General features: G+C 62.0%; 15 protein-coding genes. 7 read left to right on the top strand and 8 right to left on the bottom strand.

Features of this window, described 5'->3' with window-relative positions:
- The first annotated feature begins 7 nt into the window (after positions 1 to 7).
- The 6 genes from GFK26_RS07690 (at position 8) to GFK26_RS07715 (ending at position 6,697) form a co-directional block, all read left to right on the top strand.
- Entirely contained in the window at positions 8 to 658 is a 651-nt protein-coding gene (locus GFK26_RS07690) for an FHA domain-containing protein (RefSeq protein WP_153281480.1), read from the top strand.
- 72 nt (positions 659 to 730) lie between these two features.
- Positions 731 to 3,004: a CHASE2 domain-containing protein gene (locus tag GFK26_RS07695; RefSeq protein WP_153281481.1), complete on the top strand. Its 2,274-nt coding sequence runs from the start codon at positions 731 to 733 to the stop codon at positions 3,002 to 3,004.
- Positions 3,005 to 3,033: 29 nt separating this feature from the next.
- Positions 3,034 to 3,837, top strand: coding sequence for a 3',5'-cyclic-nucleotide phosphodiesterase (locus GFK26_RS07700; RefSeq protein WP_153285888.1), 804 nt, complete (start codon positions 3,034 to 3,036; stop codon positions 3,835 to 3,837).
- A gap of 201 nt (positions 3,838 to 4,038) precedes the next feature.
- On the top strand, positions 4,039 to 4,548 hold the full coding sequence (locus GFK26_RS07705) for a pilin (RefSeq protein WP_153281482.1): 510 nt from the start codon (positions 4,039 to 4,041) through the stop codon (positions 4,546 to 4,548).
- A 54-nt stretch (positions 4,549 to 4,602) separates the two neighbouring features.
- Positions 4,603 to 6,297, top strand: a complete 1,695-nt coding sequence (locus GFK26_RS07710) for a PglL family O-oligosaccharyltransferase (RefSeq protein WP_153281483.1) — start codon at positions 4,603 to 4,605, stop codon at positions 6,295 to 6,297.
- 106 nt (positions 6,298 to 6,403) lie between these two features.
- Entirely contained in the window at positions 6,404 to 6,697 is a 294-nt protein-coding gene (locus tag GFK26_RS07715) for a hypothetical protein (protein ID WP_153281484.1), read from the top strand.
- Between the two features lie 97 nt (positions 6,698 to 6,794).
- Here the strand turns inward: GFK26_RS07715 and GFK26_RS34180 are convergent, their stop codons facing one another.
- From GFK26_RS34180 to GFK26_RS07750, 8 genes are all read right to left on the bottom strand, one after another.
- Positions 6,795 to 7,250, bottom strand: a complete 456-nt coding sequence (locus GFK26_RS34180) for a hypothetical protein (RefSeq protein WP_153281485.1) — start codon at positions 7,248 to 7,250, stop codon at positions 6,795 to 6,797.
- 210 nt (positions 7,251 to 7,460) lie between these two features.
- Positions 7,461 to 9,620 (bottom strand): pilus assembly protein, encoded by a 2,160-nt coding sequence (locus GFK26_RS07725; protein WP_194274049.1) that lies wholly within the window; start codon positions 9,618 to 9,620, stop codon positions 7,461 to 7,463.
- Positions 9,617 to 11,362, bottom strand: a complete 1,746-nt coding sequence (locus GFK26_RS33995) for a hypothetical protein (RefSeq protein WP_194274050.1) — start codon at positions 11,360 to 11,362, stop codon at positions 9,617 to 9,619. Before GFK26_RS33995 ends, GFK26_RS07725 begins: the two co-directional genes overlap by 4 nt.
- Before the next feature lie 44 nt (positions 11,363 to 11,406).
- The gene (locus GFK26_RS07730; RefSeq protein ID WP_153281487.1) at positions 11,407 to 12,105 is read right to left on the bottom strand and encodes a pilus assembly protein PilX; all 699 of its coding nucleotides are present in this window, start codon (positions 12,103 to 12,105) and stop codon (positions 11,407 to 11,409) included.
- A gap of 9 nt (positions 12,106 to 12,114) precedes the next feature.
- The gene (locus GFK26_RS07735) at positions 12,115 to 13,257 is read right to left on the bottom strand and encodes a PilW family protein (RefSeq protein ID WP_194274112.1); all 1,143 of its coding nucleotides are present in this window, start codon (positions 13,255 to 13,257) and stop codon (positions 12,115 to 12,117) included.
- 1 nt (position 13,258) lies between these two features.
- Positions 13,259 to 13,624 (bottom strand): type IV pilus modification PilV family protein, encoded by a 366-nt coding sequence (locus tag GFK26_RS07740; RefSeq protein WP_228122055.1) that lies wholly within the window; start codon positions 13,622 to 13,624, stop codon positions 13,259 to 13,261.
- 95 nt (positions 13,625 to 13,719) lie between these two features.
- Positions 13,720 to 14,331: a GspH/FimT family pseudopilin gene (locus tag GFK26_RS07745; protein WP_153281490.1), complete on the bottom strand. Its 612-nt coding sequence runs from the start codon at positions 14,329 to 14,331 to the stop codon at positions 13,720 to 13,722.
- A 7-nt stretch (positions 14,332 to 14,338) separates the two neighbouring features.
- Positions 14,339 to 14,797 (bottom strand): type IV pilin protein, encoded by a 459-nt coding sequence (locus GFK26_RS07750; RefSeq protein WP_153281491.1) that lies wholly within the window; start codon positions 14,795 to 14,797, stop codon positions 14,339 to 14,341.
- A gap of 178 nt (positions 14,798 to 14,975) precedes the next feature.
- Here GFK26_RS07750 and GFK26_RS07755 point away from each other — a divergent pair, with 178 nt between their 5' ends.
- Positions 14,976 to 16,700 carry a PglL family O-oligosaccharyltransferase gene (locus GFK26_RS07755; protein ID WP_153281492.1) on the top strand — a complete coding sequence of 575 codons (1,725 nt, stop codon included), beginning with the start codon at positions 14,976 to 14,978 and terminating at the stop codon, positions 16,698 to 16,700.
- Positions 16,701 to 16,710 lie beyond the last annotated feature (10 nt).

Below are 16,710 nucleotides of genomic sequence, written 5' to 3' on the forward strand. Positions count from 1 at the left end.
ATCGGCCATGCCGAAGATGATCATTTCGGTCGATGGCGTCGTCATCGGCCAAGTGGCGCTCGCCAAGAATCGCACGACGTTGGGCCGGCGCGCCTACAACGACATCGTGATCGACAATCTTGCCGTCAGCGGCGAGCATGCCGTGCTGCACATGAGCGGCGGCGAAGTCGAAATTGAAGATCTCAACAGCACCAACGGCACCTACGTCAATGCGCTCGCCATCCAGAAGCAGGCGCTCCAGGACAACGACGTCATCGAGGTCGGTGGCTGTCGCATCCATTTCCGCTCGCACAGCAACCTCATGGCCGGCCCCGGCTCCGTGCGGGCCTCGCTCTCCGAGTATTCGACACCGATGCCGCTCTCGTCGGCGCCCACCGAATCGGGCGCGCTGGTCGAGCTGGGCGTGCCCATGCTGCGTGTGCTCTCGGGCACCAACGAAGGCCAGGACGTCCCGCTGCAGAAGGTGGTCACCACCATCGGCAAGCCCGGCGTGGCCGTGGCTGTCGTCACGCGTCGCCGACAAGGCTACGTGGCTGCCACCGTTGTGGGCAGCGTCACGCTCAACGGCGCGCCGCTGGGCGCCGAAGCCGTCGCGCTGCAGGAAGGTGACGTGCTCGAACTCGGCGGCGCCACGCGCATGCAGTTCGTCCGGATCTGAGTCGGCGGGGGCGCCCTTCTCCGCTCCCCGTTTTTTTGCCGTCAGGTCACCGTTGTCCAAGGCTGATCGGCCATGAGCGCATTGCGGCGGCACTGGCCGCGCATTGCCATCACGCTGCTGCCGGTGCTATTGGCGCTGCTCCACGCCACCGGCGCTTGGCGGCTGGGCGTGATCGAGCATCTGGACCACCTGATCTACGACGCCCGCCTGCGCGCCACCATGCCGGGCACGCCCGACACGCGCGTCGTGATCGTCGACGTCGACGACGCCAGCCTGGCGCGCGAAGGCCAGTGGCCCTGGCCGCGCGACAAGATCGCCAGCCTCACGAATGAATTGCTGGTTCGCCAGCGCGCGGCCGTGTTGGGCTTCGACGTGATGTTTCTCGAGCCCGACCGCAGCTCCGGCCTCGGGCGCCTGAAAGAGATCGCAGCCGGACCGCTGCGCGGTGTGCCGGGTCTCGCCGCCGAGATCGACCGGCTCGCACCGACCCTCGACCACGACGCGACCTTGGCCCAGGCCCTGCGCGGCCAGCGCGTGGCGCTCGGTTATTACTTCACGCGCACCGAACAGCCCAGCGCCAAGGGGCTGCTGCCCGCAACGCCGGTACTGCCGCCCGAGGCGTTTCCGCCCCACGCTTCCTTCGTCACGCTCTGGAACGGATTCGGGGCCAGCCTGCCGGTGCTGGCGAGTGCGGCGCCGGTCGCGGGGTTCCTCAACACCCTGGTCGGTGACGGTGGCGACGACGGCGTGATCCGCAGCGTGCCGCTCATCGCGCGCTACGAAGGCGAGCACGCGTCACCCGGGCACTACGAGTCGCTGGCGCTGGCGGTGTACCGGCTGGCGAACGGCTCGCCGCCGGTGCGGCCCGCGCTCGTGGCCGGCGACGGCGACTTTCCGCGCCTGCAGGCGCTGGTGCTCGGGTCGCTGCGCATCCCGGTCGACCAGAGTGCGAGCCTGCAGGTGCCGTTCCGCGGGCCGGGCGGTCCGCGTGCGGGGTCGTTCCGCTACGTGGCCGCCGCCGACGTGCTCGACGGCCGACTGGCGCCGGGCGAATTGAAGGGCAAGATCGTGCTGCTCGGCGCCACCGCACCCGGCCTGCAGGATTTGCGTGCCACCCCGGTCGGCGCGGCGTTCCCGGGCGTCGAAGTGCACGCCAACATCGTCTCCGGCTTGCTCGACAAGCGCCTGCTGGCCGTGCCCGACTACGCGCCGGGCTACGAGGTGCTGACCGTGCTGGCCGCGGGGCTGCTGCTCGCATTCGGGCTGTCGCTGCTGTCCGCGTCGCGCGCCGTGCTGCTCGGCGCGGGCGTGGTCGCCGCACTGGTCGGCCTCAACACCTGGCTCTACATCGGCCACAGCCTCGTGCTCCCGCTGGCGTCGGCGCTCGTCATGGCGGCGCTGGCCTTCGCGCTCAACATGAGCTGGGGCTACTTCGTCGAATCGCGCGCGCGGCGCGGGCTGGTGCGGCTCTTCGGCACCTATGTGCCGCCGCAGCTGGTCGACGAAATGCTCGTGCGCCCCGGCCGCTACAGCATGCGCGCCGAGAGCAAGGAAATGACCGTGATGTTCTGCGACATGCGCGACTTCACCCGGTTGTCCGAGCAGATGGCGCCGGCCGAACTGCAGGCCTTTCTGAACACCGTCTTCAGCCGGCTCACCGAGGTGATCAGCGCGCACCGCGGCACCGTCGACAAATACATGGGCGACTGCGTCATGGCCTTCTGGGGCGCGCCCATCGACACGCCCGACCACGCCGCGCTCGCCGTGCAGGCCGCGCTCGACATGGCCGCCGCCGTGCACGACATCAACCGTCAGCACCGCGCCAACGGCCGCCCCGAAATCAGCGCCGGCATCGGCCTCAACAGCGGCCTCATGAGCGTGGGCGACATGGGCTCCACTGCCCGCCGCAGCTACACCGTGGTCGGCGACGCGGTCAATCTCGCGGCACGGCTGGAGGGCCTGAGCGGCCACTACGGCGTCGAGATCGTGGCCAGCGGTGCCACCCGCGACGCGGCGCCCGGATTCGTCTGGCAGGAACTCGACAGCGTGCGCGTCAAGGGCAAGGCCCAGGCCGTCGCGATCTACACCCCGCTCGCGGTGCAGGTCGGCACCGACGCCGACGCCGACGCGCAGGACAGCACACGGCAGCAACTCGAGCGCTGGCGCGAGGTGCTCACCGCCTACCGACGCCAGGATTGGGCGCTGGGCCGAAACTTGCTGGCTCCCCTGCTCGCCGCGGATGCGAAAAAAGTCCTTTACCAGCTCTACGCCCAGCGTTTAGCCTCGATGGCGCTTCGCCCGCAAGACCCGGACTGGGACGGCGCCACCCGGTTCGACACCAAATGACGACAGACGCAACCAAGGGGTCTTCCACAATGCAGGTACGCGTGCTGGGTTGCTCGGGCGCCATCGCCAAGGACTGCCGCACCACCTCGTTCCTGGTCGATGCGGACCTGCTCGTGGACGCCGGCACGGGCGTCGGCGATCTCACCCTCGACGAGATGGCCGCCATCGACGACGTGGTGCTCACCCACTCGCACCTCGACCACATCGCCGCCCTGCCCCTGATGCTCGACGCCGTCGGCAGCCGCCGCACCCGGCCGCTGCGCGTGCATGCATTGGCCGCCACCATCGACGCGCTGCGGGCGCATGTGTTCAACAACGTCATCTGGCCGAATTTCGAACGCATTCCCAGCCCCGAATCGCCCTTCGTGAGCTTCCACGAGATCGCCGTCGGCCAATGCCTCGAACTGGGCAGCGACGCCCCCAAGCTCATCGAAGTGCTGCCGGCGGTTCACACCGTTCCCGCCTGCGGCTTCGCGATCCGCCGGGCCGAAGGCGGCGCCCACTGGGTCTTCAGCGGCGACACCGAACGCAACCCGCCCTTCTGGGAGCGCATCAACGCCATCGACGTCGCGATGCTCGTCATCGAGACGGCCTTCAGCTCCCGCGAGGAGGCCTTGGCCGAACGCAGCCTGCACCTGTCGCCGGTGGCGCTGGCGCACGAGCTGGCGCAGATCGATCCGGGCAAGCAATACCCGATCTACATCACCCACACCAAGCCGGCGGAGACCGAAGAAATCATGAGCCAGATCGAGATGCTGGCAGGGCGCGAGGTGGCAGGGTTGGCGCAGCGGGACATTCGCTGGCTCAAGGCAAACGGGGTGCTGACCTTCTGACCGGGCCCGGTTGGGCATGACAAATTTGTCGACACAATTGGCATCTGAGTGCGAGTTGTGTCACATCATGTAACCATCTTGTGACCAAAGACGGCCCTAGCGAGGGCTGCAGGGTGGTGAAGCCGGGTGGCACGGATGCTGCGGAAGTTACTCCGCTCCGGGCTGGTTCCCGGGCTCTACAAACCAACCTGGAGTTAATGAATGAACCGTCGTTCTATCGCACGCAATGTGCAAAAGGGTTTCACCCTGATCGAATTGATGATCGTTGTGGCGATCATTGGTATCTTGGCTGCTGTGGCGCTGCCGGCGTATCAGGACTACACGGTCCGTGCTAAGGTTTCTGAAATTGTGCTGGCGGCTTCGTCTTGCCGTACTACCGTCACAGAAGCTGTTCAATCGACTTCTGCAACTACCTTGACCGCTGCAATGTTCCCGTGCGACGGCGGCGCTGCTTCGGGCGTGACGGTGTCGAAGTATGTCAAGAGCATCGCAGTCGATGCTAATGGCAAGGTCACCGTGACCTCACAAGGCATCTCTCAATTGACTGCGGGATCTGCCGATGTCTTGACGCTTGTTCCGTTGACCGATGCGACCACCGCCCTGGCTGCAGCCAGTGGAGCGGGTAAGACAATCTTCGCTTGGAGGTGCGGTGCTTCGTCGGATCTGACGACCATCCCTCCGAAGTATCTCCCAGGCTCTTGCCGCGGGTAATTTTTTAAATCTAAAAAGCGCTCCCTTGGGAGCGCTTTTTTTTTGAAATCAAACATGCGGATGATGGCGTTCTTGGGGGGCATGCTGGCATTAAGCCTGCTAAACCCGGAGCATTTCATGCCTTGGCCAGCTTTCGGGAATGATTTTTTGGCCGGAATTGGATTCTTTCCTCTTGGGGGTTATGTTATATGGAAGTGCACTGGCGTTCCAAAAATTGCGTTACCCATATTTTTTCTTTCACTGACCCCTTTGTTGCAGATGGCAACTGGAAGAATTTTATTCCTTGGTGACGGTTGGATTGCGTGGGTGTATATCTCTGCCGCGTTTATTTCCGTGGTTTCGGCGGCCAATTTTTTGCGCGAGAGCAAGTTGCAAAATCCAATGCTGGAAGTTCAGCCGCTGATTTTGGCGTTGATCGCTGCCTCCATTCTTTTGGTGGGGATTTCATTGATCCAATGGCTTGATTTTGATTTTCTTTCCGAGTTTATTGCGAAGCCCCAAGCCAAGGGGCGGTATGGCGCAAATCTAGCGCAGCCGAATCAGCTCGCAATTGTTCTTTTGTTAGGCGTGGCAAGCACCTTATTTTTGTTTGAAAATAGGATGTTGAATGCATGTTCGGCGACGTTGTTGGCTGCATTTTTGATACTTGGCCTCGCAATGACGCAGTCACGAATGACTTTTATCGCGTTGTTTTTTTTGTGGGTATTGTTTTGGAGCCTTCGGCAACGAGCTTCGCTGCGTACGTCGGGGACATCAATTCTATTTTTAAGTGGATTTTTTGGTTTGATGATGTTCGCCTGGCCCTTGGTCAATGAGATCCTTTTATTGGGAGGGGCGCCTTCGTTGATTGGCCGATTGAGCAAAGACAGTCGCTTCGATATTTGGAAAAGCATGATTGACGCCGCTAGCCAATTACCATGGACCGGTTATGGTTGGGGGCAAATCCCTCTGGCCCAACAGGCAACGGCACTGGAGCATCCAGCAACATACGCATTTTTTGATTCGACCCACAACCTCGGGCTAGATATTGCCGTTTCAGCAGGGCTGCCTGTGGCGGTGATATTTTCTTTATGGGTAATGTTGTGGTTCAAAAAGCAAATTGCCAACTGTCGAGATCCTTTGTCATGGAGTGTCTTGCTGGCGGTAGGATTTGCTTTTTGTCATGCCATGGTTGAGTATCCACTAACGTATGCTTATATATTGCTGCCCATTTGCTTTTTCATGGGGGCATTAAGTCGAATTGATGTAATTAAGTTCGAAGTGAATGGAGAAAATCTACCCTCATTCCGATGGGGGATTGCTGGAGTCAGTGTACTTACATTGGTGGGTTTTGTTGTGGTTTCAAACGAATACATTCGATTTGAAAATGACTGGCGCCACACCCGGATGAAGATTTCCGGAATTTCCTCCGCTGAAGAAGGCTGGGAAGCTTATAGGCCAATTTTCTTGACTCAATTGCGGGATTATTCGGAGTTTGCGAGAACAGTACCCGAGCGGGGCATGACAGAAGAGAAAATTCTCTGGATGAGTGAAGTCGCAAAGCGCTTTGGTCAACCATCGGTGCTGACAAGGTACGCGATAGCGGCAGCGCTAAACGGAAAGCCGGAGGCGGCAGCGCATTCATTGGCATTGCTATGCAAGACCCAGGCGCCTCGTGTCTGTGTCAAAGTTTTGGAAAATTGGCGGACGATTTCTTCTGATCCGACTTACCCGGAGCTGAAATTGGTCGCACTTCCCGAATTAGGTTGAAGCGAACCAGGCCTACGCGGCCAACGACCTGCTCGCGCTGCTGGAACTGCAACCCCAGATCGAGCAGATCGACGCCAGCCATATCGCGAGCGCCAGTGCCGAGCGCTTGAGGCACTCCAACAAGGTGCTGGGCGAACAACTGGTGGAACTGAAGGCGGAGATCGAGGGCGTCGAGCTGCGGTTCTGCTACGACCACGGGCTCGAGCCCGGCCGCGCCGCCATCGACCCGCGCAAGCTGGGCCCGTTGCTCGAGAAGCACTGTCGGCAACTGCGCCTGGAACTGAGCCAGCAGCAGCACGAGTTGGGCATGCTGGCCGACACGGCAGCGACCAAGCGCTGGCTCAAGCAGCAGCGGCAGTTGCTGCACGATCCGGCTTACGGATTCGACCCGTTCTTTTAAGCGCGCGGACCGGCACTGCGCTTGCTTCGTCAGTTCGCGATGACTTCCCGCCACATGATCCGCGTGAGATTCGATGCGAGCGCCATAGAGCGCATCTTCACCGCATCGACAGCGATGTGTTGTCGAACACCACTTCCACTCGCAGCCGCGACTTGACTGCCCGGCCATCGACTTCACCGGGAGAAAACTCCGCGGCCATGAAGGACTCGCGTACGGCTTGCTCGAAAGTCGAGGGAAGTGTCGGCACCTCTGCATCGACGCGTTGAACCCGACCTTGCTCATCGATGAAGAGCAAAAGAATGCCCACAAGCCGGTCGGCCGCTAGTTCACCAAGCGGAGGCTCGAGCACGATGCTCGTCTTGGCAATGGGTGGTGTCGACAGTTGGCTGCGTGGAACGTAGTTGTCGACTTCAACCTCGCTTGTGACGGAGGCGGGCGGCGCAGTAGATGGCGTGCTTGCCGACAGTTCCTCCGTAAGGATCGGTTCACTCCCTGATGAATGAGGCGCTCCGGTCGTCAGAAGGACGGCATGGACTGGCAAAAGCGGGGGCAAGGAAGGATGGGCGCGGACCGTTCGCACTCGCATGGAGGCGACAGCACTTCCAACTGCACCGTTCGCGGCCTGCCTTGGGGCGACGGATGAGATGCATGTCGAAAGCGCAGCAACGTGAAGTGCCAGAGAGAGCACTGCACTCGCACAAAGTATGTATCGCATCTTTGCCTGGCCCGGCGCACGCCGGGCCGGGACCGCCTTTATCGCAGATCAGTCCACCAGCTCACGCCAGGAGGTCCGATGCACACTGCCAGAGCCTGAGGACGTTGCCACCGGCGGCGTTTCAACCACGTTGTCGCCATTGCTCTTCTGATAAATGATGCGGGCATTGCCGTTGCTGTCCTGCACCCACGTCATGCCCATGATCAATCCGTCAGTGCTCCAGAGACCACCGGCCGGGTTGGTGGTGACTACGCCGCCATTGGCCACGTTGAGGTAGTAGCGCCAGGCTGTGCCGCCCGATGCGCAGGCATCACCGTTCGGGATGGCGGTGGCAATCGACAGGGTGGTGTATTGCAGGCCTAGGTTGGTGTTCACGCGTTCGCGCGAATGCGGCAGATCAATCCACCATCCTCCCTTGGTCGACCAGTTGACCGCCGTGTTGGATACCGAAGCCGCAGTGGCCGTTGCCACGGGGCCGTTCAAGGTGAATGTCTGCCTGACGAAGTTCGCAGTATCGGCGCGCACGTCGCTCCATCCGTTGGCAGTCAGTGTGTCTCTCACCGCATAGATGCTTTGCTGCGTCGAATCCGCGATGTCGGTTGCGCCGAGGTAGCGGCCCGTCGCAACCACGACCACCGGTCGGCCTGAAATTTCAACGGTTTCCGGTTTGGTCGTGATGGGTTGGGGCGTCGAAGCGTCGATCTGGAACTTGGCGAGTCGCATCGCTGCCCGGTTGGGCGGCAGGAGCGCGTCAATATCGAAACGCCAGAGGTTGCCTTGCAGATCGCCGCCATAGAAGCGCTTGGCCGTGTTGTCGCTGGTGCTTTCGATCCAGGCGTTGATCTTTGCCAGGCCGCTCGGATCCGTGTTGCTGCCGTCGCTGGTGGCGATGTCCAGCAGCAGGGCGCCGGTATTGGCATTCAGCACGTAGAGGTGCCCCTTGCCGTCGGCGTTGTTGTAGCCAGAGGCGAAGGCAACGATCCACGTGCCGTCGCTGCGTTTGGCAATCACCGGATTGCCAAAGCTGAGGCCCAGGTTGGCGTCGGTGAACTCCCAAAGGGCTTTGGGATCGTTGGGGTCGGTGATGTCGAGTGCGTAGTAACCGCGTCCGCCGCTGTTGAGGCCGCCAACGACAATGGTCTTCCAGGTGGTTCCGACCTTGATGTCGCCCATGACCGGCGCGCCGTCCACGGAGTATTGGTGCTTCGAGCCATAGCTCGTGTCGGCCATCTTGTAGAGGTTGGGCATGACGGCGCTCGGAACATAGGCCCAGAGCTCGGTGCCGCCCGTGTCGTTGGTGGCGGCCGAGAAGGCGTGCAGCATGCCGTCGTTCGAGCCCACATACACCACGGGCGTACGCGTTGCCTTCGCCGTGACGAAATCGGCGTAGCCTGCGTCGGCATACCGGAACGGCGGCTTCCCGACATGGACCGGCGCGCCGTTGATGATGTCACCCAGCACATGATCACGTTTGCGATAGAGCGCGGCGATGTTGGTGTTGGAGGCATCGACGCTGGCCGATTCGTGGGTCCGTACGCCGCGCAGATAGTTGACCAGGTTGGCGCCGTTGTTGGCCACGGTCTTGTTGCTGGCTGACAGCTGCGAGCATTGCGCCGAGACGAGTGTCTGGCTGCAGAGATTGTCGAAGTAACCCTTTTGCGTGGCACTCAGATTTCCGTACTCGAAGCTCCGAAGGGCCGACCCATCGCTGAAGTAGATCCTGCGGGACGACGCGGTTGTCGCGTCGAGCTTGGCCTGCGCCGACCAAGTCGCGGTACTCGCAATGACGCCCGTCGAGCCGTTGATTGAAAAGGCTTGGAGGTCACCGGTCCACAACTGCGTGGTGTAGCTCGCTCGGAATACAAGGTTGTTGTCGCCGGCCACCAGTTGAAGCGAACTGGTCGAGGCGGTGGCGCCTGAGCCGGCAACCTGCTGCACCGATGTGACGACGCCGTTGATGGCCTCGCTCAGCGCGCGGGCATCGAGTGCCGAGTAGTACTGGCCCCGTCCATTGACGGCTGCGTGCCACAGGTCATCGACGTTGGTGGCGTTGCCACCCTCGCCATTGTTCAGGTCCGCGCCCTCCGGCACAGGCCAGGTCAAGGCGCCACTGATCAGGTCGGCGTAGGTGCCGGCGGTCTGGGTCAGGTAGTTCTTGTCGTAAGGCAGCGTGCCACTCACACCAAGGCCGATCGTGAACGAGTTCATGTGCTGCCATGCGGCCTTGTCGCTACCGACCGGACGCACGATGTTGCTGCAAACATCTTGGTTGCTGCCGGAGCTGTTTGAGGTGCAATTGCCGAGCGCACTCGTGCGCAGGTCTGTCGCAAAGTAGTACTGGGCGACGTCAGCCAGTGTGTTGCCGGTACCTCCCGACGTGGACGGCGTTCGGGTGGGGGCTGCAACAGGGGCTGTGCAACCGGTGTCGAATTGGATGTGACTGCTGGTGTAGACCATGCGCTCCAATTCCCAGAGCCTGGAGTCGAATATTCCGGTTGGCCACTGCCTTGGGCTGTCTGGTAAGTGTCCGGGCTCAAGGTCCCACTCGTGAAACTGCTGCTGGCGGTGGGAGGGCCGTTGCCGGAGAAGGCCTCGGTTGGGGTCGCGGTGTTGATCCAGGCAGAGGTTGTGTACGGGCTGGTGCTTCTGGATGTCTCAACACCGTCGGTGGTCACGACCGTCTCGGTGTAGGACCTGATAGCAGATTGAGGTGTTGTACGGGTTAAGGTTTGCGTCTCGGTGTAGCGTTGATTTGTGCGGGTAGTGACGAGATACTTTCCACGGTTCGGCCCGGAGGTTCTCGGCGTCGAAGAAACAGTGACGGAGGTGCGCGTCCAGTCTCTGGTGTGCGTCTGGGCGGAAGATGCGTTCTGAGTCAGAGCCACGGTGTAAGGCGTTACCGTCGTGATGATCACCTGTGTGTCGTCCCGCATCGGGCGATCTTCGCTGCCGTCTTGCTGTCCGATTTCACTGGTGCCATTGAGCTTCAGACCTTTCGTCTTGTTCCAATAGCCGTCCGTAGAAAGCAGTGCGTAGTTGCGTTGGCAGGAATACTGGATGGGATCGTAGTTCTGGCCAGGAGCTTTATTGGCGAAGTAGCGCCCCGCCTTGGACAAGGCTGAGCGCAAGGGTGTCCAGCCGTTCGGCGAGGCGTTGTAGAGGCTCCTGTAGAAGTTGGTCTTTTGGTCGCTGTCGAAATCCTTGATGTCCCGAAAGTAGTTGTCGCCATCTACTGCGGTTCCATCGCTGATCGTGCTGAAGCCCACGCGATAGCTCGAGTCGAGCACCGAGATCGCCCGCCCCATGGCTGTACGCATCAGCAGGTAGCGCTTGCGGTAATACGAGTACCAGTTGGCGTAGTTTTGAGCTTCGTCGGAAGCGCTGGTGACCGTGACAGCGGTAAAAACGCTACTCGATAAGTCAGTCGAGGTTCTGCACTCGTTGTAGAAAGTGTTCCGGACGGCGCCGCTGCTGGTGTAGACCCAGCCCATCTTGGGCTGAGTGCCGCTGTAGGTGTAGTAGTACCGGTTATTGAGGTTCGTGGTCGCACTCGACGTGTCATAACCATCGACACGTGCCGCTGTAAAAACCGCATTGGGGTAGGACGTCCCATCAGCGTTGAGCGGTGGCGCATAGGTCATCGAAGGGTCGTAGGCCACGCCATTGCATTGCGCGGAGCGGTATCCGTACCTGCCGTTGCCACTGCCGTTGGACATTTCGTCTGGCATGTAGTCGCTGTCCATGCTTCCCGAGTCATCGAGAACGAACAACAGGTTCGGCTTGGCTTGAACCGCAGGGAGCGTCGCCAGCGGCTGATTCGAGAGGTCGGTGGGGGCCGCTTCGATCACGGGAGCGAACGACCCCAGCAGCAATGCGCAGACCATCACCGCACAGCAGATGGCCTGCCTTTGGTACTTGCGGTCGAGGACAGGGTTGGATCTATTTTTCATGGTGTTGAGTTCTCTGTGTCTCGCGCCGCAGAGGCGCTCCCTCATCAGAAATGCACAATGGTTTCGGTGAAGCTGGTGGTGTTGCGCGCGCCCAGCACACGGACCACGATGCGGTAGTAGGGGCCAGATGCGCCGCCGGGAAATGGTTGCTCGGCGTAGTTCATTTCGCCCTTCTTGCTCACGTTGGCGCCGCCGCCTGAAATCGGTTTGGCGCAACTGATGCTCGCGTCGGTGACGTAGTTGCCCGGTTTGGAGCACAGCCTGAAGATGACGAATCGGGCGTTGTTGCTGTTGATGACGCCGGCATCCGCAGTGGTGACGGTGCAACCGTTGTATGTGCCCGTTGTGGCGGACTGGCAGGTGTTGCCGTCCCAGTCGATCAATTGGCGGTTGTTGCTGGCCGCGAGTTGCCGGCCGGTGACATCGATGGGCGGCTTTGCCGTGACCCCATCGGCAGCAAACTCCTGCGTGCTGGCGTAGTAGCCGTTCGACGCGGCATCGGTGTTCAGACTGGCGCTGTTGGCGGTCAACCAGTCAATTGCCTGGCGCGCGGCCTGGTCTGCTGCAGAGGTGGCATCCTGCTTGAAGCCCATATTTCCCAGCAGCAGCGTGCTGGTATCCACCGAGCGCACCAGTGCCAACGTTGCAAGCAAAAGTGCAACCAGGGTCAGCAGGGCAAAGAGCAGTGAGACACCGCGTTGTGCGCGCTGGCGCGGGGCAAGATTCAAAGATCTGATTTGCATGGCGATGGCTCAGGAATTCCAGAGGACGTTGCGCAGCGGCACGATCGTGTCGTAGACCTTGAAGCGGTAGTGTTGCCATTCGGCGACCTGGCTCACTCGCAGTGCAATGCACTTGCTGGTGCCGTGGCAGGTTGCGGTGCCGGCGATGGTGGCGTTGGCACCGACGTCCCATTGAGGGGCACTCGCTGTGACGATCTCTTTCTCGTACTGATTGCTGCGCGCCACCACAGCAATACGGATCGCGAGCACCTGGAGCCAGCCCGCGTTGGTGGTCGGCGTCACGTTGTCGTAGGTGTCGACGACGCCATCACCATTGGTGTCCTTGCCGTACAGGGCCTGGAGATTGACGATCTGGGGATAGAGTTCCAATGGCGGGTCAGTCAATGCTCCGTTCACCGGAGAGCGTTCGATCATCTGGAGGCTGTGGGCGCTACTGATCGAGTAGCTGCGATAGACCATCGAACCCATGTTCAGCAAATAGCTGCCCGACATGTATCCGCTCGCCGGAAATATGCTGTTCTGATTCCATTTGCTCGCAGCGGTTGCGGCGTGGGGTACGCGCGTAGGTCCCAGGGTCGTGGCCGGGGAGGTGGTGTCGTTGGTCACGCTGAAGAGCGTGCACCCCATGCCGGAACCTTGGAGTTTCGGCACGGCAATCATCATGTTGCCGACCGCGGCGCCCAAAGAGGACGCCACTTCGAAATAGTTGCTGGACTGCGGGTGCTCTTCCTTGAGAACCATAGGCACTGAAAAGTTGGTGGTCTGACCCTGCAAGACAGTGATCGTGTCCGGGGCGTTGGTGTCGGCGCCGGTGCCGTTGGTGATGACGACTGGTGCCAGCGGAAAAACGAACGACGTGCCGCCGGAGTCGTACTTCCCCGTCACTGAACAGCCGAGGGCATCCGGGCTGGCAGCCGCACCGTAGCCTGCCATCTGCACGTCGCGTTGGAGGGTGAACAGCGACAACGCACCGTTGACCTGCGCATCGCTGCCCATCGTGATGGAGCGCTTCTTGCCTTCAGCGAGCGCGAGCACCTGGCTGATGACCAGCACGGTGAGCAGTCCCAGGACGAGGCCGACCATGAGCTCGACCAGGGTGAAACCGCGCTGGGAAAGACGCCTGGAGACGGTGGATTGAAGAATGGTGCGCATCTCAGTTCGCAGCCTTGGCGACGGTTGTGTGTGTGACGTACCGATGTGTTTCACCACTCGGCATCGTCCAGCTGATGGTGACGGCGACGTCGCCAGAGGTTGCATTGACGGTGACTGCACCGGTCCCGCCAGGCAGGCTGCTGCCGACCTTGCTCTGCCATTCGCTGCATCGAGCTTGGGAGGCGCAGCCGGTGCCGTCATAGCTCGCGAGATTGGCGAGATCGGACCACATGCGGCCGTTCAGTTCGCTGGCGAGGTAAGCGGCATCGGCGCGCACCTTGGAATCGGTTTGGGCGCGTGTCATCGATGCCTGCAGGCCTACCAACCCGAGCACGCCGAGCATGAAGATCAGCAATGCCACGAGCACTTCGATCAAGGCGATGCCTCGGGCGTGTCGTGCTTGACGGGGCTTGCATCGCATCGGGCGGAGTCGGTCGGTCGCACGCACGCGATTCATTCGATTCAGCATTGGCGGGGATCCTTTGCCGCGCTGTCGACGATGGCCGGTTCGCACATGCGCACCGAGCCTGAGGGCGAAACGACGATGCGCAACGCTCTAGCGCCAGTGGTGGTTCCGGTTATGTCGATCTGGCCAATGGCGTCGGCGTTGGCAACGCGCCCAAACCCGTTGAATGTGACGCTCGTGCCTTCGGTTGAGCCATCAGTGGATTGCACAGCCACCACCGAGACTCGTCCCCCACCGTCCCCAGACGCGCGTCCGGTGACGATCATGGGGGAACTGGTCGTGGACGGCGCATCGGCGCAATGTCCCACTGGTGAATTCACACTCACGATCCAGGCGCCGCTGGCGCCCGAGAGAGAACAGTCATCGCTCAGCACCGCAGGGTCGTTGAGCGACACCAGCCAGAGCGACATGCTCTGATTGCGCCGCACAGCTTCGCCGCGCGCCAGTTGGAGCCCGTTTTGCAGTGAATCGGCGACGTTGCGGATGCGGGTGTTCTCCAGCCATGTGCCGATGCTTGGCATAGCGGCGAAGAGGATCAGCGCCAGCACCGCGATGGTGACGACCAGCTCGACCAGTGTGAAGCCGCGTTGACGCATGGTGACCGGCATGGTTCGATCAGCAGGCGCTGGTGCTGGTAAGCCAGCACGGTTGCGTCACGGTGCTACCCTTGAATTGGGTGGTGACGCGGTCTCCGTTCTGGTTGATGGTGTATGTGTGGCCGCCCGCCCGCCCAGCACTTCCCGTGGCAGTGATGACGTAGTTCTGCTGGCTGGCGGACGTCGAGCAGGTGTACCCAAAGTACTTGGCACCGGAAGGCGTGAATGCGGCCGCCGCATTGGCAGCGCAATTGGTTCCCGAGGGCCCGTAGTTCCGGTTGTCTTGGTAGTACTGCTCCATCGTCGCCCGATAGGCGGAAAGCGTATTGAACGCCTCAGGCAGTTGCCCACGTCGAACGTAGTCGTTGTAGCTCGGGAGCGCGATGGCCGCGAGGATGCCGATGACGGCCACGACGACCATGACCTCGATGAGGGTGAAGCCCTGCAAGCTGCGGTGTTGGCGGGCAGCCGTTTTCATGTCGAATCTCTGTCTGTTCATGGAGGCGTCTCTTGGCTGCCGCAGCGATGGCCGCAAGCGGCAGGCAATGGTTATTTGTGATTGTTATAGAGTGTCTATAACTGTTTCTGAATGCAAATCCACTCATCCGTCGTGCGCTGCCACTCATCGGCGGTGGTCGGTTGGCATGATTCGGGCGATGAATCGCTTTGACGCGTCCCTGTCGGCGCCTCCTTCGTCCGCATCTTCACGGGCTGCGCGGCTGGTCTGTGCCGGCCTCGTGGCTTGGCCCTTTCTTTCCCCGTTGGTGAGTGGCCCCTCGATCAATGTCTGGCAGCAACTGATGTCATGGGGCTGCGTTGCCGGGCTACTCGCGATGGCGCCGTCCGCCTTTCCCTCGAGGGGACTGAGCGCGGGGCCGGCGGTGATGGGGGTTTTCGTCGTGCTCTCCGCCGCATTGGGTCGCGGAGCCACGCTCTTGGTGCCGACCTTGGGCGTATTCGCGGGGATCGCAATGGCCGCTTGCCTCGGTGCAGGAGCGGCGCAGCACCGCGGTCCTCTACTTCGTGCATTGGCCATCGGCCTGCTCGCTGCAGGTTTGCTCAGCGCCCTTCTGGGCCTCCTCCAGTACTACGGTCTCGCGGAATTTTTGGGTCCGCTGACCTCTTCACCCACGTCCGGCCGTGGTTGGGGCAACCTGCGCCAGCGCAACCAGTTCGCGACCCTGATCAGTCTGGCTCTTGTCGCCGCGCTGTGGTGGCACGCGATGTCGGGTTCTCGACGGACCCACGGGTGGTTCGTCCCCGCAGCCGTGCTCCTGGTTGCAGCCCTGGTTGCCTCGGGATCGCGCACCGGTTTCCTGCAGTTGCTGCTGATCGCCGTCGGTGCTGCAGCTATGGCCTGGCGGGAGCGCCGAATGACGACGCAGGCTGCGGGGGACTTTCGCCTGCCAGCCCCCGCACTGCTGCTCGCCGCCATTCCACTGTACGCCGCCCTGCACTGGCTGATGCCGTACCTGGCCAGTGGCGGCGATGTCGGCCATGCAGCAACCGCCGGCACAGGCATGCTCCACCGCCTGCAACCCTCCGTAGTCACCACCGACAGCCGCGTCGTCCTCTGGCAGAACGTCCTGACCCTCATCGCCCAGCGCCCCCTCACCGGCTGGGGCTGGGGCGAACTCAGCTTCGCCCACTTCGCCACGCTGTACAGCGGCCCGCGTTTCCCCGTCATCCTCGACAACGCCCACAACCTCCCGCTGCACCTTGCAGTCGAACTGGGTATTCCGGCCGCAGTGCTGATCTGCGGCGGTTTCTTCTGGATGGTGGCGGCGGCGAAGCCGTGGCAAGAGCGCGACCCGTTGCGGCTGATGGCGTGGGGCCTGCTCGGCGTCATCCTGTTGCACAGCCTGCTCGAGTACCCGCTCTGGTACGGCCCGTTCCAGCTGGTGTTCGGCCTGTGCCTCGGCATCCTGTGGCCCGCATCGCCCCAGCGCCCGAAAGCGAACAGCAGCAGAAAACTCGCCGCCTTCGCCGCCGCAGCCTGGATCGCCCTCATCGGCTACGCCGCCTGGGACTACACCCGCATCAGCCAGATCTACCTGCCGCGCGAGGCGCGCCTGCCGGCCTACCGCGACGACACGCTCGCCAAGCTCCAGGGCTCGTGGCTGTTCTCACGCCAAGTGGATTTCGCCGAACTGACGCTCACCGCCGTCACACCGGCGAATGCCGCGCACATGCACGAACTGGCCGGGCGCGTGCTGCACTTTTCGCCCGAGCCGCGCGTCATCATGAAGTTGATCGAAAGCGCCGAACTGCTGGGGCGCGATGCCGAAGCGCAGGCGCTGGCCGCGCGCTTCCGGGTGGCGTTCCCGGCCGCTTTCGCCCGCTGGCTGGACAACCGCCCGGACGACGCGCCCGAGCTGTAGCCACGCGGGC

The sequence above is a fragment of the Variovorax paradoxus genome (assembly GCF_009498455.1).
In the GTDB taxonomy this organism is placed as follows: domain Bacteria; phylum Pseudomonadota; class Gammaproteobacteria; order Burkholderiales; family Burkholderiaceae_C; genus Variovorax; species Variovorax paradoxus_H.

What these genes read in the sequence shown, in the direction of transcription:
- GFK26_RS07690 (WP_153281480.1), top strand. Translation starts at nt 8, where the DNA reads ATGCCGAAGATGATCATTTCGGTCGATGGCGTCGTCATCGGCCAAGTG.
- GFK26_RS07695 (WP_153281481.1), top strand. Translation starts at nt 731, where the DNA reads ATGAGCGCATTGCGGCGGCACTGGCCGCGCATTGCCATCACGCTGCTG.
- GFK26_RS07700 (WP_153285888.1), top strand. Translation starts at nt 3,034, where the DNA reads ATGCAGGTACGCGTGCTGGGTTGCTCGGGCGCCATCGCCAAGGACTGC.
- GFK26_RS07705 (WP_153281482.1), top strand. Translation starts at nt 4,039, where the DNA reads ATGAACCGTCGTTCTATCGCACGCAATGTGCAAAAGGGTTTCACCCTG.
- GFK26_RS07710 (WP_153281483.1), top strand. Translation starts at nt 4,603, where the DNA reads ATGCGGATGATGGCGTTCTTGGGGGGCATGCTGGCATTAAGCCTGCTA.
- GFK26_RS07725 (WP_194274049.1), bottom strand. Translation starts at nt 9,620, where the DNA reads ATGAACTCGTTCACGATCGGCCTTGGTGTGAGTGGCACGCTGCCTTAC.
- GFK26_RS33995 (WP_194274050.1), bottom strand. Translation starts at nt 11,362, where the DNA reads ATGAAAAATAGATCCAACCCTGTCCTCGACCGCAAGTACCAAAGGCAG.
- GFK26_RS07730 (WP_153281487.1), bottom strand. Translation starts at nt 12,105, where the DNA reads ATGCAAATCAGATCTTTGAATCTTGCCCCGCGCCAGCGCGCACAACGC.
- GFK26_RS07735 (WP_194274112.1), bottom strand. Translation starts at nt 13,257, where the DNA reads ATGCGCACCATTCTTCAATCCACCGTCTCCAGGCGTCTTTCCCAGCGC.
- GFK26_RS07745 (WP_153281490.1), bottom strand. Translation starts at nt 14,331, where the DNA reads ATGCCGGTCACCATGCGTCAACGCGGCTTCACACTGGTCGAGCTGGTC.
- GFK26_RS07750 (WP_153281491.1), bottom strand. Translation starts at nt 14,797, where the DNA reads ATGAAAACGGCTGCCCGCCAACACCGCAGCTTGCAGGGCTTCACCCTC.
- GFK26_RS07755 (WP_153281492.1), top strand. Translation starts at nt 14,976, where the DNA reads ATGAATCGCTTTGACGCGTCCCTGTCGGCGCCTCCTTCGTCCGCATCT.